The sequence below is a fragment of the Sulfolobus tengchongensis genome, from assembly GCF_036967215.1.
Lineage (GTDB): Archaea > Thermoproteota > Thermoprotei_A > Sulfolobales > Sulfolobaceae > Saccharolobus > Saccharolobus tengchongensis_A.
Window position 1 is genome coordinate 1229343 of the sequence record NZ_CP146016.1, and the last position, 18493, is coordinate 1247835.

The 18493-nt window shown below is 32.5% G+C and carries 19 protein-coding genes; 9 read left to right on the forward strand and 10 right to left on the reverse strand.

What is annotated here, in order from left to right; translation table 11 throughout:
- Positions 1-286 precede the first annotated feature (286 nt).
- Entirely contained in the window at positions 287-736 is a 450-nt protein-coding gene (locus V6M85_RS05865; RefSeq protein ID WP_338604184.1) for an EVE domain-containing protein, read from the forward strand.
- Here the strand turns inward: V6M85_RS05865 and V6M85_RS05870 are convergent.
- The 3 genes from V6M85_RS05870 to tenA form a co-directional block, all read right to left on the reverse strand.
- A complete protein-coding gene (locus V6M85_RS05870; protein ID WP_338604186.1) occupies positions 726-1076 on the reverse strand; it encodes a hypothetical protein in 351 nt (116 codons plus the stop codon). The genes V6M85_RS05865 and V6M85_RS05870 overlap by 11 nt on opposite strands.
- 78 nt (positions 1077-1154) lie before the next feature.
- Entirely contained in the window at positions 1155-2309 is a 1155-nt protein-coding gene (locus V6M85_RS05875; protein WP_338604188.1) for an alanine--glyoxylate aminotransferase family protein, read from the reverse strand.
- Between the two features lie 17 nt (positions 2310-2326).
- Positions 2327-2998 (reverse strand): thiaminase II, encoded by a 672-nt coding sequence (tenA, locus tag V6M85_RS05880; RefSeq protein WP_338604191.1) that lies wholly within the window; start codon positions 2996-2998, stop codon positions 2327-2329.
- Positions 2999-3120: 122 nt separating this feature from the next.
- Between tenA and V6M85_RS05885 the strand changes: the two genes are divergently transcribed.
- The 3 genes from V6M85_RS05885 to V6M85_RS05895 all read left to right on the forward strand — a co-directional run bounded on the left by V6M85_RS05885 (position 3121) and on the right by V6M85_RS05895 (position 5976).
- Positions 3121-3822, forward strand: a complete 702-nt coding sequence (locus tag V6M85_RS05885; protein ID WP_338604194.1) for a protein-L-isoaspartate O-methyltransferase — start codon at positions 3121-3123, stop codon at positions 3820-3822.
- A gap of 64 nt (positions 3823-3886) precedes the next feature.
- A complete protein-coding gene (locus V6M85_RS05890; protein ID WP_338604196.1) occupies positions 3887-4615 on the forward strand; it encodes an ABC transporter ATP-binding protein in 729 nt (242 codons plus the stop codon).
- The gene (locus V6M85_RS05895) at positions 4612-5976 is read left to right on the forward strand and encodes a permease (protein ID WP_338604199.1); all 1365 of its coding nucleotides are present in this window, start codon (positions 4612-4614) and stop codon (positions 5974-5976) included. The genes V6M85_RS05890 and V6M85_RS05895 overlap by 4 nt, the downstream gene beginning before the upstream one ends.
- Positions 5977-5978: 2 nt before the next feature.
- Here the strand turns inward: V6M85_RS05895 and V6M85_RS05900 are convergent, their stop codons facing one another.
- A complete protein-coding gene (locus V6M85_RS05900; RefSeq protein ID WP_338604202.1) occupies positions 5979-8861 on the reverse strand; it encodes a hypothetical protein in 2883 nt (960 codons plus the stop codon).
- Positions 8862-9017: 156 nt separating this feature from the next.
- Here V6M85_RS05900 and V6M85_RS05905 point away from each other — a divergent pair, with 156 nt between their 5' ends.
- Both V6M85_RS05905 and hsp14 read left to right on the forward strand, forming a co-directional pair.
- On the forward strand, positions 9018-9212 hold the full coding sequence (locus tag V6M85_RS05905) for a hypothetical protein (RefSeq protein WP_338604204.1): 195 nt from the start codon (positions 9018-9020) through the stop codon (positions 9210-9212).
- Positions 9213-9786: 574 nt separating this feature from the next.
- Positions 9787-10161 carry an archaeal heat shock protein Hsp14 gene (hsp14, locus tag V6M85_RS05910; RefSeq protein WP_338604207.1) on the forward strand — a complete coding sequence of 125 codons (375 nt, stop codon included), beginning with the start codon at positions 9787-9789 and terminating at the stop codon, positions 10159-10161.
- A 38-nt stretch (positions 10162-10199) separates the two neighbouring features.
- Here hsp14 and V6M85_RS05915 read toward each other — a convergent pair whose 3' ends face one another.
- Complete coding sequence (locus V6M85_RS05915; protein WP_338604210.1) at positions 10200-11693, reverse strand: AarF/ABC1/UbiB kinase family protein; 1494 nt, start codon at positions 11691-11693, stop codon at positions 10200-10202.
- Positions 11694-11922: 229 nt separating this feature from the next.
- Between V6M85_RS05915 and V6M85_RS05920 the strand changes: the two genes are divergently transcribed.
- The 3 genes from V6M85_RS05920 to V6M85_RS05930 all read left to right on the forward strand — a co-directional run bounded on the left by V6M85_RS05920 (position 11923) and on the right by V6M85_RS05930 (position 13458).
- The gene (locus V6M85_RS05920) at positions 11923-12063 is read left to right on the forward strand and encodes a hypothetical protein (RefSeq protein WP_338604212.1); all 141 of its coding nucleotides are present in this window, start codon (positions 11923-11925) and stop codon (positions 12061-12063) included.
- Positions 12042-12542: a hypothetical protein gene (locus V6M85_RS05925; RefSeq protein ID WP_338604215.1), complete on the forward strand. Its 501-nt coding sequence runs from the start codon at positions 12042-12044 to the stop codon at positions 12540-12542. The genes V6M85_RS05920 and V6M85_RS05925 overlap by 22 nt, the downstream gene beginning before the upstream one ends.
- A gap of 376 nt (positions 12543-12918) precedes the next feature.
- Entirely contained in the window at positions 12919-13458 is a 540-nt protein-coding gene (locus V6M85_RS05930) for a hypothetical protein (RefSeq protein ID WP_338604218.1), read from the forward strand.
- On the opposite strand, the gene V6M85_RS05935 is transcribed toward V6M85_RS05930, so the two are convergent.
- The 5 genes from V6M85_RS05935 to V6M85_RS05955 form a co-directional block, all read right to left on the reverse strand.
- Positions 13455-14033, reverse strand: coding sequence for a hypothetical protein (locus tag V6M85_RS05935; protein WP_338604221.1), 579 nt, complete (start codon positions 14031-14033; stop codon positions 13455-13457). The two genes, V6M85_RS05930 and V6M85_RS05935, sit on opposite strands and share 4 nt — an antisense overlap.
- 46 nt (positions 14034-14079) lie before the next feature.
- Positions 14080-15144 carry a hypothetical protein gene (locus tag V6M85_RS05940; RefSeq protein ID WP_338604224.1) on the reverse strand — a complete coding sequence of 355 codons (1065 nt, stop codon included), beginning with the start codon at positions 15142-15144 and terminating at the stop codon, positions 14080-14082.
- A gap of 67 nt (positions 15145-15211) precedes the next feature.
- Positions 15212-16414 (reverse strand): glycosyltransferase, encoded by a 1203-nt coding sequence (locus tag V6M85_RS05945; RefSeq protein ID WP_338604227.1) that lies wholly within the window; start codon positions 16412-16414, stop codon positions 15212-15214.
- Positions 16411-17067 carry a DUF5752 family protein gene (locus V6M85_RS05950; protein WP_338604230.1) on the reverse strand — a complete coding sequence of 219 codons (657 nt, stop codon included), beginning with the start codon at positions 17065-17067 and terminating at the stop codon, positions 16411-16413. Before V6M85_RS05950 ends, V6M85_RS05945 begins: the two co-directional genes overlap by 4 nt.
- Before the next feature lie 814 nt (positions 17068-17881).
- Positions 17882-18388 carry a DUF4382 domain-containing protein gene (locus V6M85_RS05955; protein WP_338604233.1) on the reverse strand — a complete coding sequence of 169 codons (507 nt, stop codon included), beginning with the start codon at positions 18386-18388 and terminating at the stop codon, positions 17882-17884.
- Between the last annotated feature and the right edge of the window lie 105 nt (positions 18389-18493).

Sequence of the window (18493 nt, forward strand, 5' to 3'; positions counted from 1 at the left end):
TAAGAATTAATTAAAATCAAGTCCAGCATGGAATGCCTTCGCTTTCTCTAGTTTGCTAGTGGTTTCTGATTGATATAATAATTACTGCTACGCTTAAGATAATTCCTATAATTGATAAGGAAATTGCAATATACGCTATAAGTTCCACCTTGCTCATTACATAGAATGTATACAGCTTTACCTAAAAATACTTTGTCCTTAGTATTATCATAGGGGAAGTAAAAGTAGAATGCTGTGTAATAAGCGGTTAGATTAATCTTATATTCTTAAAATAATATAGCATTCTGTGACCTACTGGTTAGTACCAATCCAAGAAGACATGTGGGATGTAATTAGAGATAAGGGAGTATATGGATATAAGGAAAGTTTAGAGGAGTTTATAAAAGAGGGAGATTATATCATAATATATGTTAGTAAGTATTATGCAAAAAGATATGGAGGAAAGATAGTTGGTATTGTAAAGGTTCTATCAAATTGGTATGAAGATCCTACACCAATTTATCCAGAAGAGACTGTAAGGAATAGGGGGATATATATTTACAGAGTGAAAGTTGAGCCGGTTGTAATTGGAGAGTGTGATATGAGAAAAATTTTAGATAAGATCAGATTTATTGAAGACAAAGGTCAAATTGCTAAATATCTTAGGAACGCCCCAGCCAATCTTAAGAGACCTATTCCAGAATATGATGCAAAAATAATAGAAGAGTGCCTTAAGGAATCTCTCCTTAATATCTGATAATTTCATTTATCTCTTGTATTATAGTCTTAATGGATTCATAAAGCTTTACAATCAAATTGTTAATTATCATTTTATATATAAAGAATATTAGGAATCTTATGTTTATTAGAAAGAGTAATCTTTTGGCTAGTTTCTGTTGATACTGGAGTATCCTCTTCAAGTTTTTATCCAGTATGTAATCTTTTATCCTCCTTACGAAATTAAGTAGTTCCTTTAACCCCTGCTTTAATGTCCTCATATTCTTAGAATCAAGCTTCATTAGTATATTATGATACGTCCTCTTGATAAGCTCATACTGTAATATGTCATCAAATGTCACATTATTACTGCTAGTCATATTTATAATATTGTTAGGTATTATCTTAAAAACCGAGAATGATGATATTTTCGGGGAGTTAGATTTGATGATATACTTTCAGCGGGCTGAGGATAAAGATTCTTGAACTGCTTTTACGCCTTCTCCAAATTTAATAGGTTCGCCTAACTTTCTTAAGACTCTTTCAATTACGCTAATAGCTACTACTGCATCGTTCGGAGTAACCCAGCCCATGTGTCCAATCCTAAAGTATTTGAACGCTGGATGCACACCGGGTGCAAATTCTACACCTTCATTTACTGTTTCAGAGAGAACTTTCTGTGGTTCAGCTACTTTTAGCACTACACCGGTAACCGTATTGCTATAAGATTCTGGTTTTCTAGCTACTATCTCTAATCCTAAAGCTTCTAGTCCGGCTCTAATTGCACCTGCTACTACTGAATGCCTTTTTACTCTATTTTCTATACCTTCTTTTTCTATAAGTTTTAATGCTTCAGCTAACTGTAAGATTACATGAACTGGGGGAGTAGCAAAATAGGCAGCCTTTCCTTCTTCCATGGACCTCATTACGGGTAGCCAATTCTTTAAGTTTAGATAATAGCCTGCAATTGAATCTTGAGATTCTAATGTTGCTATCGCTTTAGGTGATAGAACTAATAAGCCTAATCCAGCTGGAGCACCAAGTGCTTTTTGACTTGCAGACAAATATACATCTACATTCCAGTCCTCAGCTTTAACTTCCTCTGCACCTACGCTAGATACACCGTCCACAACTATTAACTCTACGTACTTTCGTATATTATTTACTACGTCTTTTATTGGTTCTCTGACACCAGTACTAGTTTCTACATGAGTAAGAGTTACTAACTTATAATTTTCTTTCCTAACTGCTTCTTCTACTTCTTCTGGCTTAACATAATATCCCGGGGAAGGTCTCAATACCTTTACGTTAACGGGATATCTCTTAAAAATTTGTTCCCATCTATCTCCAAAAACGCCATTAGACACTATCAGTACTTTATCTCCAGGTTTAAGTAATGATGTGATACTCTCCATAGCGGATGTTCCTCCGCCTGGTATTATAAATGGTTGATAATTCTTACTCACTCCCATTACGTATCTTAGTCCCTTTAATACGTAAGAAAACGCTTCCACAAATTCCTTAGATGTGAAACCTATATTGTTTTCAAGTCCAGCAATCAATACGTCTTCCTTAATTGTAGTTGGACCTACGTGAAGAAGTATTTTATCCATAAAAAGTAATAAGTTAGTTATACTCCTTTATTCTTTTCTATAGGAAAAGGAAATCTCTCCAGTCTGTATGCGGAATCCCAAAATAAATACTCGTAGACTGATGCTGTTCTGAAATGCATTTTCATTTTTTCTAAGTCATCTTCACTTAACTTTAGGCTATTAACAATATTTATAACTGCTCTGACTCCTTTTTCGTATTCTTCACCACCATAGGTTTCTATCCATTTTTGATAGTATCTATCTTTAGATCCCTTTTTAAGCAATTCCTTTCCAACCTCCATATATATCCAATAACAAGGTAATACTGCTGAAATTACCTCAGAAAAAGGTCTAGAATAAGCTACCGCAATTAAATAAGAAGTATAGGCTAAATTTGTGGGGCTCATTTCATAATTTTCAAGATTTAAATTGAATTCCTTTATGTAGAATTTATGTAACATCTTTTCTACATTTATGGCATCTTGTATATGTGAGGCAAATAGCAATGCGTGATCTTCATTTTCAGCTTTGGCTGATAATATTGCTAATGCTTTGGAGAATTCCCTTAGATATAAATAATCTTGTACTATATAATATTTGAATTTATCTCTACTTAGTGTTCCTTCTACTAATTCAGTAATAAATGGATGTTTGAGAATTGAAGAGTAAATATCTAATATTGAATTCCATAATTTTTCACTATTTTCCATAGTAGAAAATATCAATCGCCTCTATTTAAAAATTTTCAGTGCCGCGACGACTTCCTCATGTTAAATTGGTTGCAGGCCTTTCATCATCTTTTATAATAATACTTTATAAATAGTTAATAAGTATGAGTGTGAAAGAGAATATAGTAAAATCCATAAAAAATCCCAAATTAGTAAGTGCGTTTATGAAGGTTAATAGAGAGGACTTTTTACCTCAATTGTTGAAAAAATACGCATATGATCCTAATTATATCGATAAACCATTTTTTGTCACACCTAACATTACAACTACTGCGTTAAGCCTAGGCATATATATGCTTGATGTTCTTGATTTGCAAGAAAACCAAAAAGTTCTTGAGATCGGAACTGGAATAGGCTATTACACTGCGTTAATTGCTGAAATAGTTGGAGATAGTAATGTCGTCTCTGTAGAAATTGACGATACGATGTTTGAATATGCAAAAAGCCTCTTGCTTTCCAGATATACTAAAATTAAATTAATTAAGGGTGATGGAAGTTTGGGGTATGAAAAAGAGTCACCATACGATAGGGCAATAATATGGGCTGCCTCACCTACTATACCTTGTAAAATATACGACCAACTTAAAGAAAATGGAATCATGGTAGTTCCAATAGGCAATGAAAAGGTTCAAGGACTATATAAAATTACTAAAAATGAATATGAACCTAAGATAGAAAGATTAGGTGATGTTATATTCATGAAGATGAGGGGTTTATTTGGTTTTTATGAAGATGATGATCCCCATGAAAGGAGAATAAAGAGATTAGAGGATAAGATAAATAAGTTGCTATCAAGATTTAATTAATGAATCTTTAATTATTCGTTACATTGTAAGGTTTAATAACACCTACAACGTAATAATTATTATAATGTTATTGAAAGTAAGAGACCTTACAGTGAGATATGGGTCTTTCATTGCAGTGAACTCGCTGAATTTTTATGTAAATGCTGAAGTTTACTGTCTCTTAGGCCCTAATGGAGCGGGAAAGAGTAGTACATTAAAAGCTATAATGAACATGGTTCCTTTTGATGGAGAAATAGAAATATTAGGAATGAGCAATAAGGAAAAAGCCGTAAAAAATTACGTTGGTTATGTTCCCGAACAACCATCCCTTTATGAATATATGACGCCAGCTGAGATTATAAGTTTTGTAGCGAGTTTAAGAGGTGTGAGAGACTTAAACAGAATATTCGCGTTAATTAGAGCATTTTCTTTAGAACAACTTATGAATACTCCAATTGCATCATTATCAATGGGTAATAAACAAAAAGTTTCCATATTGTTGTCATTAGTCCATGAACCTAAATTACTTATTCTTGACGAACCCTTTAATGCTCTTGATGTCTTATCAGTTAAAGTCTTAAAAGAGTTAATTCAAGCTCACGTTAAAAATGGAGGCGGGGTCTTATTTTCCACTCATATAATGGAGGTTGCAGAGAAAATATGCAATAGGATAGGAATTATAAATAGGGGAGTTATGGTCATGGAGACTTCTTCAGATAATATAAGGGAAGCGGGTAGGTCTCTTGAAGATATTTTCTTATCCGTTACTGGACTAGATGAAGAAGTTAAAGACATATTAAAGGGGTTAGAATGAACTCTTCAAAAAAGATACATGATATAGTGTATAAGCAGATTATCTATTTGATGTATACAAGTAGGTCGTTTGGCATATCTCCTAGGGCTGACGCGATAAGTAAAATTAGAAGAAATGCAACAACAATCAAAATAAGTAACATAATAGCTTATACGATAGCAACTTTAGTTTCAGCTTCAGTCTCATTGATTACAAAGAACGCACCTATTTCCTTTATATTTCTTGATTTGATAATATTGGCTAACATTTTCACTACAGGATTGAATGTTGTATTCTTTGTAATAAATTATGACTTGAAAACTTTCTTACTTTCACTTCCTCTAAGTGAGAATGAGGTAAATATGGCAATCATTAGAGGTATATTAGAGTTTTTCTACTACGGATTTTTAGTTTCCATAATAATTGCGCCTATTTCCACTTATATTATTACCTCATCATTAATACAAGCCCTTATGGCAGAGTTGGAGATAATCTTTTTCTTCTCATTCTCCTTCGCTTTAGTACTCTTACTAGGTAGGAGAATAAGATTAGGGATTTCTTCCGCGTTATTTAGGGTAGGCACATCATTAATATGGATAGTATTTATATTATTACCCTACGGTTTTACCTTTAGGAGCTTTAGCCTTCCTATTTACGTCTTACCAATATATCCTTTTGGTTTCATTAATATGTATGGCATTTCACTGTCGTTATTATATACTATTCTTTCCATATTCTTCGCCTTTAATCAGACTTCGAAGTTCGTATATTTCAGAAGCACCTCAAAACGTGCAACGAGATATGTTATAAGGCTTCAGTCTCCATTAGTGACATTTCTTTTTAAAGATATTAAAGGACTTCTCAGAGTTCCACAAGCAAGCTTTCTTTTAACAATCCCCGTATTTGCACTGATATTTTCATTTTTCGCCCCAGTCTATGCTGTCTTTTACACAATCTTTATGATAGCCACATCCTCTATGATGCTCATATTATTAGAGGCATCAGGTATGCAAATATTATTGTCCCTTCCTTCTGGTTTAAGAAGTTCTTATACATCTAAACTTATAGTAGTGCTCATAATCTACATAATTGATCTGCTTATTTTCTCGTTTTTTAACCATGAAATCCTAGGCTTAATTATGTTACCAGCTACAATAGCTAGCGTGGAATTAAGTTTATTCATATCGTATAATAACGTGATTAAGGGTAAAGGCTTAAGAATAGCGGATCCCATATCATTAATAGTAAGGGAAATAGAGATAAACTCTTTTATAGGAATTACAGCTCTTTTATTGTTTTTCACCAATTTGATCTATTCATTAATTTTTTCCCTAGTATCATTTATGGTAATGAGCATTATATCATTTAGAAAAATAAGATAGTTTTAGAATTTTGGTTTAGATTTCCTTATCATTAAATAAAGGACTATTAAAATAATTATAGCTACTATTAAAACTATGCCACCCACAAATAGACCATTAATATTTTCAACAAAAATTTCTGTTATTGGCTCATTTACAGTAATCGCTCCACCGTTACTTAAATTGTAAGTTCCGATCCATTTTCCTTGCTCATAAATGGGTACTGATTGAGTTAACGTTAATATTGTACCAGTTGGAAGCCATTCTGAGATTCCATTTATCGTTACCAGATACTCTCTTATTGCATTTACACTAACGTTTAGAGGCTTAGTAACGTTTATTGTGTATGAGGTAGTATTATAGAATAATTGCTCGTTATTAGAAATGTTAATGTATTTTGGTATCATTATAACTTCTCCGGCAGTAATCCATATTTCACTTGTATTTATCGTCTTGTTATTGATTGTGATAGGTATTGGCATATTTATCGTTACCAGGTACTCTTTTAGAGTCACGACTTTTACAACTACGCTTCTATTAACCGTGAAGTTCATTGGCGTAATAGCTAATGTGATATATCTGACAGTATTTGAGGCATAATACGTATTGTTTACGAATAATATTGGCGTACCCTTAGCGTACCAACCCGGGGTAAATGTAATCAGTGTATTATTCACTATTGCTTGAATTGGTATATTTGAGGTAATGTTTATATAATATTGTATTACATAAATTATCTTTAGCGAGATTGGCTCATCTATAATTAATTGTGTGTAATTAATTGCTCTTCCATTAATGTATACGTTTATCAAGTATTGTCTTTCCACTTGACTTAGATACCATATTCTATATAGCTGTATCTTAGTCCAGTTATTATACCATCCACTATTTAAAGTGGTATTTATGCCATTAAGGCAGATATAAACTGGATAGTTACTGTCTACATTTAGATAATATTGAGGCACAGTTATTATCGTCATATTAATTGGGTGATTTACTATAAAGATAGGATAAGGCAGAATGTTTTTAATAAGCAATCGATAAGTTTTATTTAAATAATATGTAATATTTTCAACTTGTATTCGCGTTCCATTATTAATCCAGGAGAATTTCGGTAACGTCTCATTGGTTCCGTTTATTAGTGCGTAAATTGGTATTGGTGATTTTACATGAACTGGATATTGTCTTACAACTCCAATAACTATCGTTAGTGGTTCTTCTACTGTTATATTATTGGAAGGTGAAGTATAACCTATTATACATCTGAATTCATTATTGGGCCCATAGAATGTTGTATTTTCTATGTAGATTGTTGTTCCTTTGTTGTACCAGTTACTAACCAATGTTTGATTGGTTCCGTTTATTAGTGCGTAAATTGGTATTGGTGATTTTACAGTTATGTAGTACTGTATGACTTCCTCGACATATATTACGTAAGATGCGTTTACGAATATTCTATTTGAAGGTAGTATTTTCACTATAACGGTCCTAGTTTCATTATTCTCATAAAAAGTTATATTATAGATTTGGATTAGTGTACTTTGAGTATACCACCCACTAGATATTGAGGAATTAGTTCCATTTATTTCACCAAATACTACTGTTGGTGAGTTAACTTGGATATAGTATTGTAAAATATATTTTATAGTGAGATTTATTGGCCCGTTTAACACGAATTGATTTGTCGGGTAAGAAGAAACCATTATTCTAGAATCATTTTTGTAGTAAGTAAATGGGCTGACGGTTATTTTAACAGATGCGTTATACCAACCACTAGTTAGCGTTGTAAAAACACCATTAATGCTTGCATTTACTGGGATGTTAACGTTAAGATAATATTGTAATTGATAATATAATGTTAAATTGCCAGATCTAGTTGCTTCAACCGGAGTATTATTGAGAGATATAATCCTACTTAATCCTTTTTGAACAAGTGTGGGTAAATCTATGTTACTATTAGCGTCAACGAAGATTAGTGAAGGTAGTGTAGTAGTATCCTTATAACCATAGTAGAGATATGTTGCGTTTATGGGTACACTGAAGTTTCCTCCAATTATTTTGTAATTTAAAAAGATTGGGTAAAGATCACCAGTTACGAAGTAGTAACCATTAGATGCCTCGAAGGCACCTATATAGGATAAGTTATAGAATGTATAGTTATTTTGAACGTTATATTCTACTGTTCTGAATGCCGATACTTGTGACTCAGTGGAGGAAGTAGCAAATTCATTTATACCTAAAGTGAAACTACTAGCAAAATACTGTAATCTATATATCACGCCAGTCTCTCCGCCGTAATATGGTCTAAGATGATACCATTCTGTCATTAATCCGGTAATGTAGCCATGACGTAAATTGAGGCTAGTAACTATACTAGATGCACCATTAGCATTAATAGATACACTAGCCTCAGCTCTTGTATAATCATCATGTGCACAAAGGACAATATTTCCATTTGATAAATAGATTTTTAAGGTTACTTGATCTCCGCTATTAACGGGGCCGTTAAAGTTGAGTAAAACTGGTCCTATAACTGGATCTCCACTGCTATTCCATACCATGTAGATCATATGAAAACCAGGATTAAAGGAACCGTTCGTATAAGGCCAATTATAGGCCACACCAACTTGATACCACCAGCAATTATTAGTTATTGCGTTTAATAGATATGCAGGCCCATAGCCTGAATTGCTTGCTTGTGCTACTACGTTAACATATGCTACAAGACTCGTGGTAGTAGGATAGAGATTTAGCATCATAAACAGTTGTTCATCATAGAAGTTTACCTGCAAATCACTTGGTTGTAATGGAGATAATGGTAGAGGTTCAGCTTCATTAGAGTTTAATATCATTAGTGGAAATAAAGATATAATTAAAAGAGTTATGATAAATATTTTCCATTTCATTAATTTTGTTTTTGGGCTCAGCTTTTAAATGTTTTAGTTAGTTCTGAAATGAATTTAGTAATGTACTACTAATATATTAATTCCGTAATACTAGCAATCACTTTCATGATCATAAAATATATATACCAAATTGAAGAATAAAGAATATGATATTATATGATACCTGCAATATTGTTTGTTAAAATTTCTTTCTTTGCCATAGCATTAGTTATGGCACTCTTTGGTGCTACTTATGTAGGGTTAGCGTATTTTAATCTATTTCCTAGGATAAGGAATGATCTATATGTAATTGGTACTACGTTAGTAACAATAGCTGCAGCGTTTGTAATATTGACTCTCCTCTTACTTTAACTACAAGCTTATAAACTCTCTTAGGGGAATAATATCATTGGATGTCAGTAGTCAGATGCTGATAAGGGTTCGGTTTGATCAGTGATGAGCCCGAGCCATACTAACTGAGTAACTTATAATGGCAATAATATTTCTTGAACATGCGAGATATGGAAAAGGCTAAATTATTACTTTAAATTGCGTTTTTAACTCTCGTCTTGAGATGCTCAGAAAGATAATCCTATAGGAAAATAATCGTCTTTGATTAAATTAATTAAGATTTTCCTATATTCTAGAAATTTTTACTGACTTGTGATCTTATATCTCAAATCAAAAGAATTAATGAAAATCACTAGAATAGGGCAGGATGACTTTGAAATAGCTTATTATGATACCATAATGAATGTAATGTAACCTAGTCAAATCTTGTTTTTGGCATTAGACTCACTACGCGTTAGTATTTTTCAAGTACTATAAGGAAACATTTATATTACATTATGAGAAAGAAAGATATATGAGAAGAATTCTAAGATGGTATATGCTATATAGGTTACTTAAATTCATATGGGCATGGAGGAGAAGAAGGTGATCATAGATGATGGATGTTATAATAAGGGAGATAGGTAGGAAAGTAAATGAGCTTACTAGAGAATTTTATGAAACAATTATTCCGCCCGTAGATATGTATGAGGAAGGTGGGGAATTAATAGTAATAGCCGATTTGGCCGGTTTCAATAAAGATAAAATAAATGTGAGAATAACCTCACAAAACGACTTAATAATTAATGCGGAAAGGGAGCTACAGTATATTGGGACTAAATATACTGTCCAAAGACCATTAAGGATTCACAAGGTGATCCACTTACCTGTAAAAGTTAGAAAAGATTCACAAATCACAGCTAAGTACGAGAACGGAGTTTTGACAATAAGGATACCCATAGAAGGCGCTGTTTCGGTTAAAGTAGAATAACAATTAATATTAAAGATGTAAATTTTTCTTGTTTCTCATCATCTTCTATTATTGCTAGTAAACATAAGAGATAATGCGAGTAGTATCAATAATAAGGTGACTACAACATCTTTAGTTATGATATAAAGTGCTATTGTTGCTACTAGTATTATTTGTGGTAGATAGTCAATTATTGAAGCGCTTCTCCTGGTATTATTTGAAATAGCTATTATTTCTTGTGGCTGTGAGTAAGATAACAAAAAACTCCTAAACCTATTCCAGATTCCATCTATGATTTCTCTAGCTTGTTCCATGGCGACTTTTGTAGTATATCCTTCCTCTTCCAGAAATGCTATTGAGGATTTAACAAAGTCAAAGTTGTTGTCAATTTCTCTACAAGTACCGTCTAAGACATTAATCATCCTAAAAGGTAGAACCAATTTTTGAGGCATCCTTAATGGGAACTTAAAGAAAACTTGATCTGCTAGTTTCATAAAATCTTGTAATTCAAGCTCACTAACCTCTATACCTTGCATTGATTGCATGAACAGTTTTAAGCCCTTAGCCAATACTCTTCTATCTGCGAAAGGTTGTATTGCACCTAACTCGTCTAGCACCCTAACTAGTAGGTCAGCATCCATTCTGACCATTGCCACATAAGCTCTAATCAGTAGACTTCTTGTTTTCTCATCTATTTTCCCAGACATTCCGAAATCATAAAGAACTAAATTTCCCTCATCATCGACAGCTATATTCCCTGGATGAGGATCTGCATGAAAGTAATCCTTACTTAAGAGCATGTACATGAATAGCCTAAATACCCTATATGCAAGTATTTTTTCATCTACAACTTTTTTAGCTTCGTCACTGGTTACCTTATATCCCTTTATATACTCCATTACCAGTACCCTTTTTGTTGCTTTTATAACCGATGGGATCTTTAAAGAAGGATAATCTGCTAGCTCCTCTTTAATTTTATTTAAATAGAATGCCTCTTTCGTATAGTCCATTTCCTCAAAAATTCTTTTAGAGAATTCATCAATAAAGATCTTTATTATTTCAAGGAAAGATTCATCAAATACAAACCTAAGAAGAGGCAGTAATTTTTTCATTACTTGTAAATCTTCACTTACAATATCTCGTATTCTCGGTCTATTTACCTTTATTGCGACAAGTTTTCCATTATATTCTCCTAGATAGACTTGGCCTAAAGAAGCAGATGAGATCTCTTTTATAATCTTGACATCATCTCCTAAGTCCTCTCTAATTACATCCTTCACTTGATCATAAGGTGCCGGAGGTACTTCATCTTGCAATCTGGCTAATTCCTTTATGTAAATTTCCGGCATAAGGTCTGGTCTTACGGATAAGATCTGACCAAACTTAATAAATGTTGGACCTAAATCGATTAAAGTGTCAACCAACTTCTTAGCCTCTTCAGCCATTTCTTGCTCGTTAATTGGTTTTTCCTTCAAGATTCTCTGCCTAAATTCTCTATAAGCTATAATTCTGGGAGCTAGTGCAAAGAACACCTTTAATAATCGTCTAATCACACATATTAATTAATTATTTGAGTATTTGTGCCTTATTGGGGATTATCCTTTACTTCTCAAGTGATTTTTATTTCATAATAATTAATAACAATTGTGGGGAAACTATTAAAATACCATAAATAAAGTTAAGCAAAGAGGTATATGATACTTTTCTGCCTCATCAATATTTTGATTATGGTATTACTTCAGCAAAGAAGCATTTTAATAGCCATTTAAATGATAGATAAAGGTGAAAATATTAATAATTGCACCACTATCAAGCCAATCGTCTAAAGGAGATAAAATTGTTCCACTAGAGGTTACTAATTGGTCAAATTCTGCAGTTGAAATAGAGTCCCGTATTCATTTTTGGCTGAGAAGGAACTTCTAGAAGATGAGAAGCATGAGGTAAAGATATTAAGTCTGGTACCAACAAAAATAAGGAATGAACTTGACATTACGTCTAATGATTATAGGGATCTTGTGAATAAAATTCGTGAAAGTCTAAAAATTAATAATGATGATAATACGCTACTTGAAGTAATACCCTACGAGGATGCTATAAGTTTTGGTACATCGCTTTTCTTCTCCTATCTAAATATATATAATGTGATAAAAACTTTTTCACCGAATTTAATTCTACTTGATATATCTTATTCTGATTCATCATTTTCTACACTAATCTCTAAGGCTTCAGAGATTGCAATGACGGATCTCCTTTTTACCCAACAAGTTGACAATTATATATACGCTGTAGTAAGTAAGAGGGATAATGGTTACATCCAGCCAATTAGTAATATAGTTAAAGATAAAAGAAATACCAGCTTAACTGAATATCTATTAAGAGAGATGAAAATAATGAAATCTTAGAAACAAATAGAGTTACCACAAATTATAGGAAGAGCTGAGTTAAGGGGTTTGGGTTTCATTGAATTTCATATATTTTGCATTCAACTCTCGACCCTTGGATTTCACCGAGGTCACGAATGTTCATCCCTCTCCATCCCTTTCGGGGGATAACCCCACTCACCCACCTAGGGTGAGGAAACCCCCACATCTTGTAACTATCCTTACCCCATTCGGGAATTAACCATCCACATCTGAGGTAAGGCTACTATGTTTTTTAGATTGTGTGCAAATTATATAAATTTTACGCTAAGACAGAAACAGTTTTCCATGGCGTTTTGGTTTTTGTATAGAGAATTGCTACCCACTAGTTGCTCTTCATATTTTAGATGGAATAAATTTGGAAAAGTTGCTAAGTGAAGAGGAGATTCTGAAGATAGTTATTGAAAATACGGAATTTAATAATGGGAAAATAATGGCAAATGTAGAACTGTTTGAAGGGGCGACATATTACGTATTGGCTACACATCTAGTTAAGAAATATAGGTGCAATAAGCCATTTAGTATTGATAACTTAAGGGATATTCTTAGCTTAATGTCGTCAGTTTGTAATAGACTCTCAAACCAACTTATAGACGAATTAATAATTTCACTAAATTACCTTCTGAAATATTTGGAATTGAAAGAGAAAGAGTATAGATTAATAGACATTTATGATCTAATTAAATTACCTCTAAATGTTTTTATGAGGAAAGAGAAAATAGTAAGTGAGATCTTAAATAGTTATAGGGGTGATTGTGATAACATTGATCTAAACGGTATTGGTCTTGATCCCAATGCAACAGTAATAAAAATAGATAGCGATAAAGTTCGCATATACTATGCTGAAGAATGCGAGGATAAGGTGTTAAATAGATTAAAGGACTTGATGGGTGATTAACATAAAGCTAATTTTATACAGATATGATCTTTATCACAGCTGTTTTCTAATTCAAGTATGCTGAAGTTCTCCTTGAAAGCCTCAGTAATAACTTTAAGAAATTTAATTATATTTGGATTTTCAGTAGTTGGTACTATTTCAAATTTTGTTTTACCGTCTACTAATAGCCTTACATTATCGCCTAAAATAAACACTAAACTTCTTATGATATTTTCCAACAGAGATCTTTCTGTACAACTATCAGAGTTCTCTGTAAGGAATAATGTTGCTTTTTGTGTTTTACCGTTAATGAAAGATAGCAATAAATTAGCAATTTCTTTATATGAGTTATCATTGTTCATATTTGAAATTAGACTATAGAAAATATTGGAATTTATCAGATATTTGATTCCAATTAACGCATTTTTTACACTACTGTCAGTTATATTTATGTCTTCCATTATGAGATCTGAGGCATTCTGAATTATCGTGTCAGTACAATTATAGGATTTTTTCATTTTTAATTTTACACAAATTTCATCTAATTTTTCCCAAACATCACTCCCAATTCTCCAGGGTCTTGATTCTAAGGTCATTAAATAACTATGTGATCGAACTATTATTATTGGTTTTGCTTATGGACTATGAGAAAATTCTTTCACTTAATCTTACCCTAAAATATCCGCCAGAGTCTTTCTCTATTTCTGCGTTGTTATCATTTAAGATGTATTTTACAAGATCATGAAAACTTTGATCTATATTATCCAGTCCAGTTATAATGAGCTCTTGGTTATTTATTTTTGAGAATTTAAGAGTAGGGGTTATAAGAATCGAAAAAATATCGAGATTTCTTTGAATTAGATCCCTATCTATTAATCGGTAATTTACGCTTTTTAGCCCTTTAATCTTTGGAAAAATTATATGCCCAGTTCTCCTTAATTCTAGAAATAAGGTGTAAATATCATTTAGTCTATAAATAATATCGTATATGAGCAAATTATTTTTGAATAATGTCTCATATATTACTAATACTTGGTAAAGAGACCAGTCATTAATAAGTTTATCAATTTTATTATCATTTTTAAGATTAAATTTAGCTATTATTTGGTTTCTTTTACCTATTACGCTACTATCAACTCTTACTAAGTGATGATTGTGACTTGTGAAGTCTACTGGTGACTGATGTGGGGTAATTATCTCTATACTGTTGTTTGAGAATCTTATCTTTCCTATATTTAAAACTTCAACTGCTGTCTGCAAAAAATTCTCTATATAATTTAATAGGCTCCTATCTATGCCGTTTACATTAATTTTGTATTCAAGATTGCTTCCATTTTTGTTTACAGTTACCATAGTCGTATAGGGAATTATATACTCTATAAGATGTTTAAAATTTATGGAATTCATAAACGAAAAATACTTCTTAAGTAAATGTCTTACTATCTCGTCATTAAAATAAGAGATGTCAATATGAGAAGAGACATGTACAAATGAGAAATTTTCGTGAATTAAAATAAAGGGAACAAGAAAGCAAAAATCTACTCCTATTATTGATTCATCTTTTTCCATCATGTTCATCATATTCATGAATGCGTTGGTATAGAAATCTTTTTCATCTTTTATTTCATATAATCTCATAATAATCTCTGCTCTATCTCTAAGTTGTTCACTAACTGGCGTTAGTCTTACATCAGCACCTTTTGGCACTATATAAAATAAGAATTGGGGTTTATAAGATTTTTAGTTAGTATCAGATATTTTATGATATAATGAATTAATTGTGTCTATTAGATACATATGCTATAGTCATAACATAATCTCTTAGTTCTCTAGTTATTAGGAAATTCCTTCTCACGTGCTCTCTGGCATTCAATCCGAGCCTGTTCCTTACTTCCTTATTTCTAATTAGATAGATAATATAATGAGCAGCTCCTTGCGGACTATTAACTAGAAATCCTGTAACTCCATTTATAACTTGTAACGGAATTCCGCCTGTATTACCCCCTATAACGGGTTTCCTCTTCCACATTGCCTCACTTACCGTTAGACCAAAACCTTCCTTTATTGACTTCTGCATAACTACTGATGATGCGGATTGGAATGCATTTATTTCTAAATCGCTATAGGGAGGTAACATCAGTAAGTGAATATCTTTATCTCCCTCAGAAGCTTTAACTACCTCATTGTAAACTTTTTCACCTTCTGGATCATCAGTAGCTGGGCTTCCAACATATAATAACTGAATATCCACATGCCTTTTAGCTAACTTATAAGCTTGTAGTACACCTAGAGGATCTTTAGCGTAGTCGAATCTTGACACTTGAGTTACTAATGGTTTTTCAGGATTTATTCCAAATTTATATAATATCCTTAATATAGTAGTTTCTGCTATTTTTCTATTCTTCACACTTAATGGATCTATAGAAGGTGGTATAACGAATTGAGGTATTTCGATGTCATCTCTACCAAATGAGGGAACTGAGATTATCACACTATCATATTGAGATATATATTTCCTAAGAAAGTCCCAAACTGGTGGATAGGGATTAGATATATCAATATGACATCGCCAAATCCACTTATTGTTATTTTTCTTAAATTTTATAAGTCCTGCAGGCTGTGGGTCATGAATAAACATTATATCGTAATCTAGTGGTATTTCAGATAGGTTATTTTCTTGCCACTTATCATAAATCTTAAAGTATTCACTTGGTATATTTCCAATTCCATTTTGTAGCGCATTATGAAATGACTTAGTTACATTAAAAAACTCACTATCTCCTCTTATTACTTTCCAGTCAACGTTAAGACCTAGTTCTTTCATTAAGGGTAACATTCTATTTAATATCTCCGCAACTCCACCTCCTGCTTTAGTCGAGTTTACGTGAAGAATCGACAAATCTTTAATTTTTTCAGCTATTTTGAAAATTGCGTCTAATTCATCTTCTCCTATAACGTCAACGTATTTCTCTATCATTTTAATAACCACCTCTCCAATGTTCTAATTATGTCTCTCCTTAATACTTCCTCATTGACATATGTCTGAGGATCTATTTTACTTAATGCTTCGGCTAAATCTGAAAGACCAAAATTAGAGTCTAGCCATTCTGAGAAATCATTTCTTTTGGTTAGTCCGAGAACTCTTCTGCTTACGAAATGCCAAACAAGAGATCTTCCAGGTATAACTTGTATCATATCTAAGAATTCTGCTAGTGAATTTGCAACATAATTTGTCCTATATATTATTGGTCTGCATGAAACGAATACGAATTCTCTTAAACCAGTTTTTTCATTTATTCTTGGCTCAAGGATTTCTATTAGGTCACTTCTAATGTCTTCTATCGTTCTAGGTTCCACACCCGGTATATCGGATACTAATTCGGCTAATTCCTTGTCTCCAAGACTTTCAGCTATCCAATGTGCGAAGTCGTTTGAATACTCTTCTGGTATTAAGTGAGAGCTGAAAATTGGATGAAAAACATGATAAAACAGCGCATATTTATCAGCTTTTTTAATATTTTCTACTAGTTCTTTTAGATTTCTAGCCTTAAGCTTAGAATAGAGTGGTGGGTAATATGCTGCGTAGAATTCAAACGGTATTCCTTTTCCCTTAGAGTCAAGATCCATCATAATTATTATTATCTTCTTAAACATTATTAACATATTTGCTGTATGTTGCTATCAACAAGTCATGATATGTGACATTACGAATTTAACTTGACTATTTCTTAAAAGGCATCTATAATTGTTTAAAGTCATTAAAATCAGTTAGTGTGATTCTTTACTATTGTTTTAATCTAGTAAAGGTGTTTTGTGGGATATTTGTAAATTATTTGGTTTAAAACACTCTTTTTACTATGAAGAGAATATGAAAAGTAACGTAAGTTTTGAAAAATTCACAACGTATAGTAAAGGAAAAATTCATAACCCACGTTAATCTTTCAGAGGGGTTTGGGTCTCATTGAATTTCATATATTTTGTATTCAATTTTCGACCCTTGGACTTCACCGATGTCGTGAATTTTTCCGCTCATCCTTCTCCATCCCATTAGGAGGATAACCCCACTCACTCTTTGAGAAAACCCTCCACATCTTGACTCTTCTTACTCACCACCATTCGGGAATTAACCATCCACATCTAGGGTGGGATCTAAAAAATAGATTGTGCTTATATATAGCATATAAATTTCACGCTTTCATGGAAACTGCTTTCGACGACTACCCACTATAAAAACATCATATACCAAGTATTAAGCAAGTCACAATAGCGTTAGAAAATAATGAAACCTTTTAAGAAATTAGTTAATGACGCGTCTAACTATCTTCAACTGCACATATGACCAAATATTGTTATCAAGAATTCTATAACTTTTCGCCCCTGACGATACGTATAATGTATAGGTAGCATAAAAAATCTAACTTAAGAATAATAATTCAAAGATTTTTCATTGACTTATAACTTGAGCGGTAACTGATGGACTTATTATTATCTCTCCATTAGAGAAGGTTATATGAGGAAAGCTTATAAGTAGAGATTCCGATGAGCCTCCTTTTAAATCCATACCATTTACTATATGTATCTTAAATACCGCACTTGGCAAATTTGCAGAGATATTTACACCCCCTAATTCAACCTTTGCAGAGGATATTTCAAGAAATATCTCATTATATTGCCCTGCGGGTAATCTTGCTGATGCTAAGAATGTGATATTAGAAGTTAATAAGACGGTAATTGACTTATTAGATACCAATATCCATGAACCATTACTGGCACTATTTACCTTATGGATCATTATAGATGATATTGTCAAGTATATTTTTAGCCCCTGTGAAGAAGGTGCATCCTGTAAGTAGATACTTACGTTTCCAGTGGTAAAGTAATAATATGCGTAATATGCTCCTCCTGCAATCAATATTATTATTACTAAACCTATTATTATTCCCCTACTCATAGTATAACTTCTATTAGTAGTACCTTAAAAGGGTTCTTAGATTTATTTTTATTTCACTTAGTGGTATTTCAGTTTCTAGAAGAGTCATCACGGATCAGTGGCGGC

Coding starts and splice junctions, on each gene's coding strand:
- V6M85_RS05870 (WP_338604186.1), bottom strand. CDS start 1,076: ATGACTAGCAGTAATAATGTGACATTTGATGACATATTACAGTATGAG.
- V6M85_RS05875 (WP_338604188.1), bottom strand. CDS start 2,309: ATGGATAAAATACTTCTTCACGTAGGTCCAACTACAATTAAGGAAGAC.
- tenA (WP_338604191.1), bottom strand. CDS start 2,998: ATGGAAAATAGTGAAAAATTATGGAATTCAATATTAGATATTTACTCT.
- V6M85_RS05885 (WP_338604194.1), top strand. CDS start 3,121: ATGAGTGTGAAAGAGAATATAGTAAAATCCATAAAAAATCCCAAATTA.
- V6M85_RS05890 (WP_338604196.1), top strand. CDS start 3,887: ATGTTATTGAAAGTAAGAGACCTTACAGTGAGATATGGGTCTTTCATT.
- V6M85_RS05895 (WP_338604199.1), top strand. CDS start 4,612: ATGAACTCTTCAAAAAAGATACATGATATAGTGTATAAGCAGATTATC.
- V6M85_RS05900 (WP_338604202.1), bottom strand. CDS start 8,861: ATGAAATGGAAAATATTTATCATAACTCTTTTAATTATATCTTTATTT.
- V6M85_RS05905 (WP_338604204.1), top strand. CDS start 9,018: ATGATACCTGCAATATTGTTTGTTAAAATTTCTTTCTTTGCCATAGCA.
- hsp14 (WP_338604207.1), top strand. CDS start 9,787: ATGATGGATGTTATAATAAGGGAGATAGGTAGGAAAGTAAATGAGCTT.
- V6M85_RS05935 (WP_338604221.1), bottom strand. CDS start 14,033: ATGACCTTAGAATCAAGACCCTGGAGAATTGGGAGTGATGTTTGGGAA.
- V6M85_RS05945 (WP_338604227.1), bottom strand. CDS start 16,414: ATGATAGAGAAATACGTTGACGTTATAGGAGAAGATGAATTAGACGCA.
- V6M85_RS05950 (WP_338604230.1), bottom strand. CDS start 17,067: ATGATGGATCTTGACTCTAAGGGAAAAGGAATACCGTTTGAATTCTAC.
- V6M85_RS05955 (WP_338604233.1), bottom strand. CDS start 18,388: ATGAGTAGGGGAATAATAATAGGTTTAGTAATAATAATATTGATTGCA.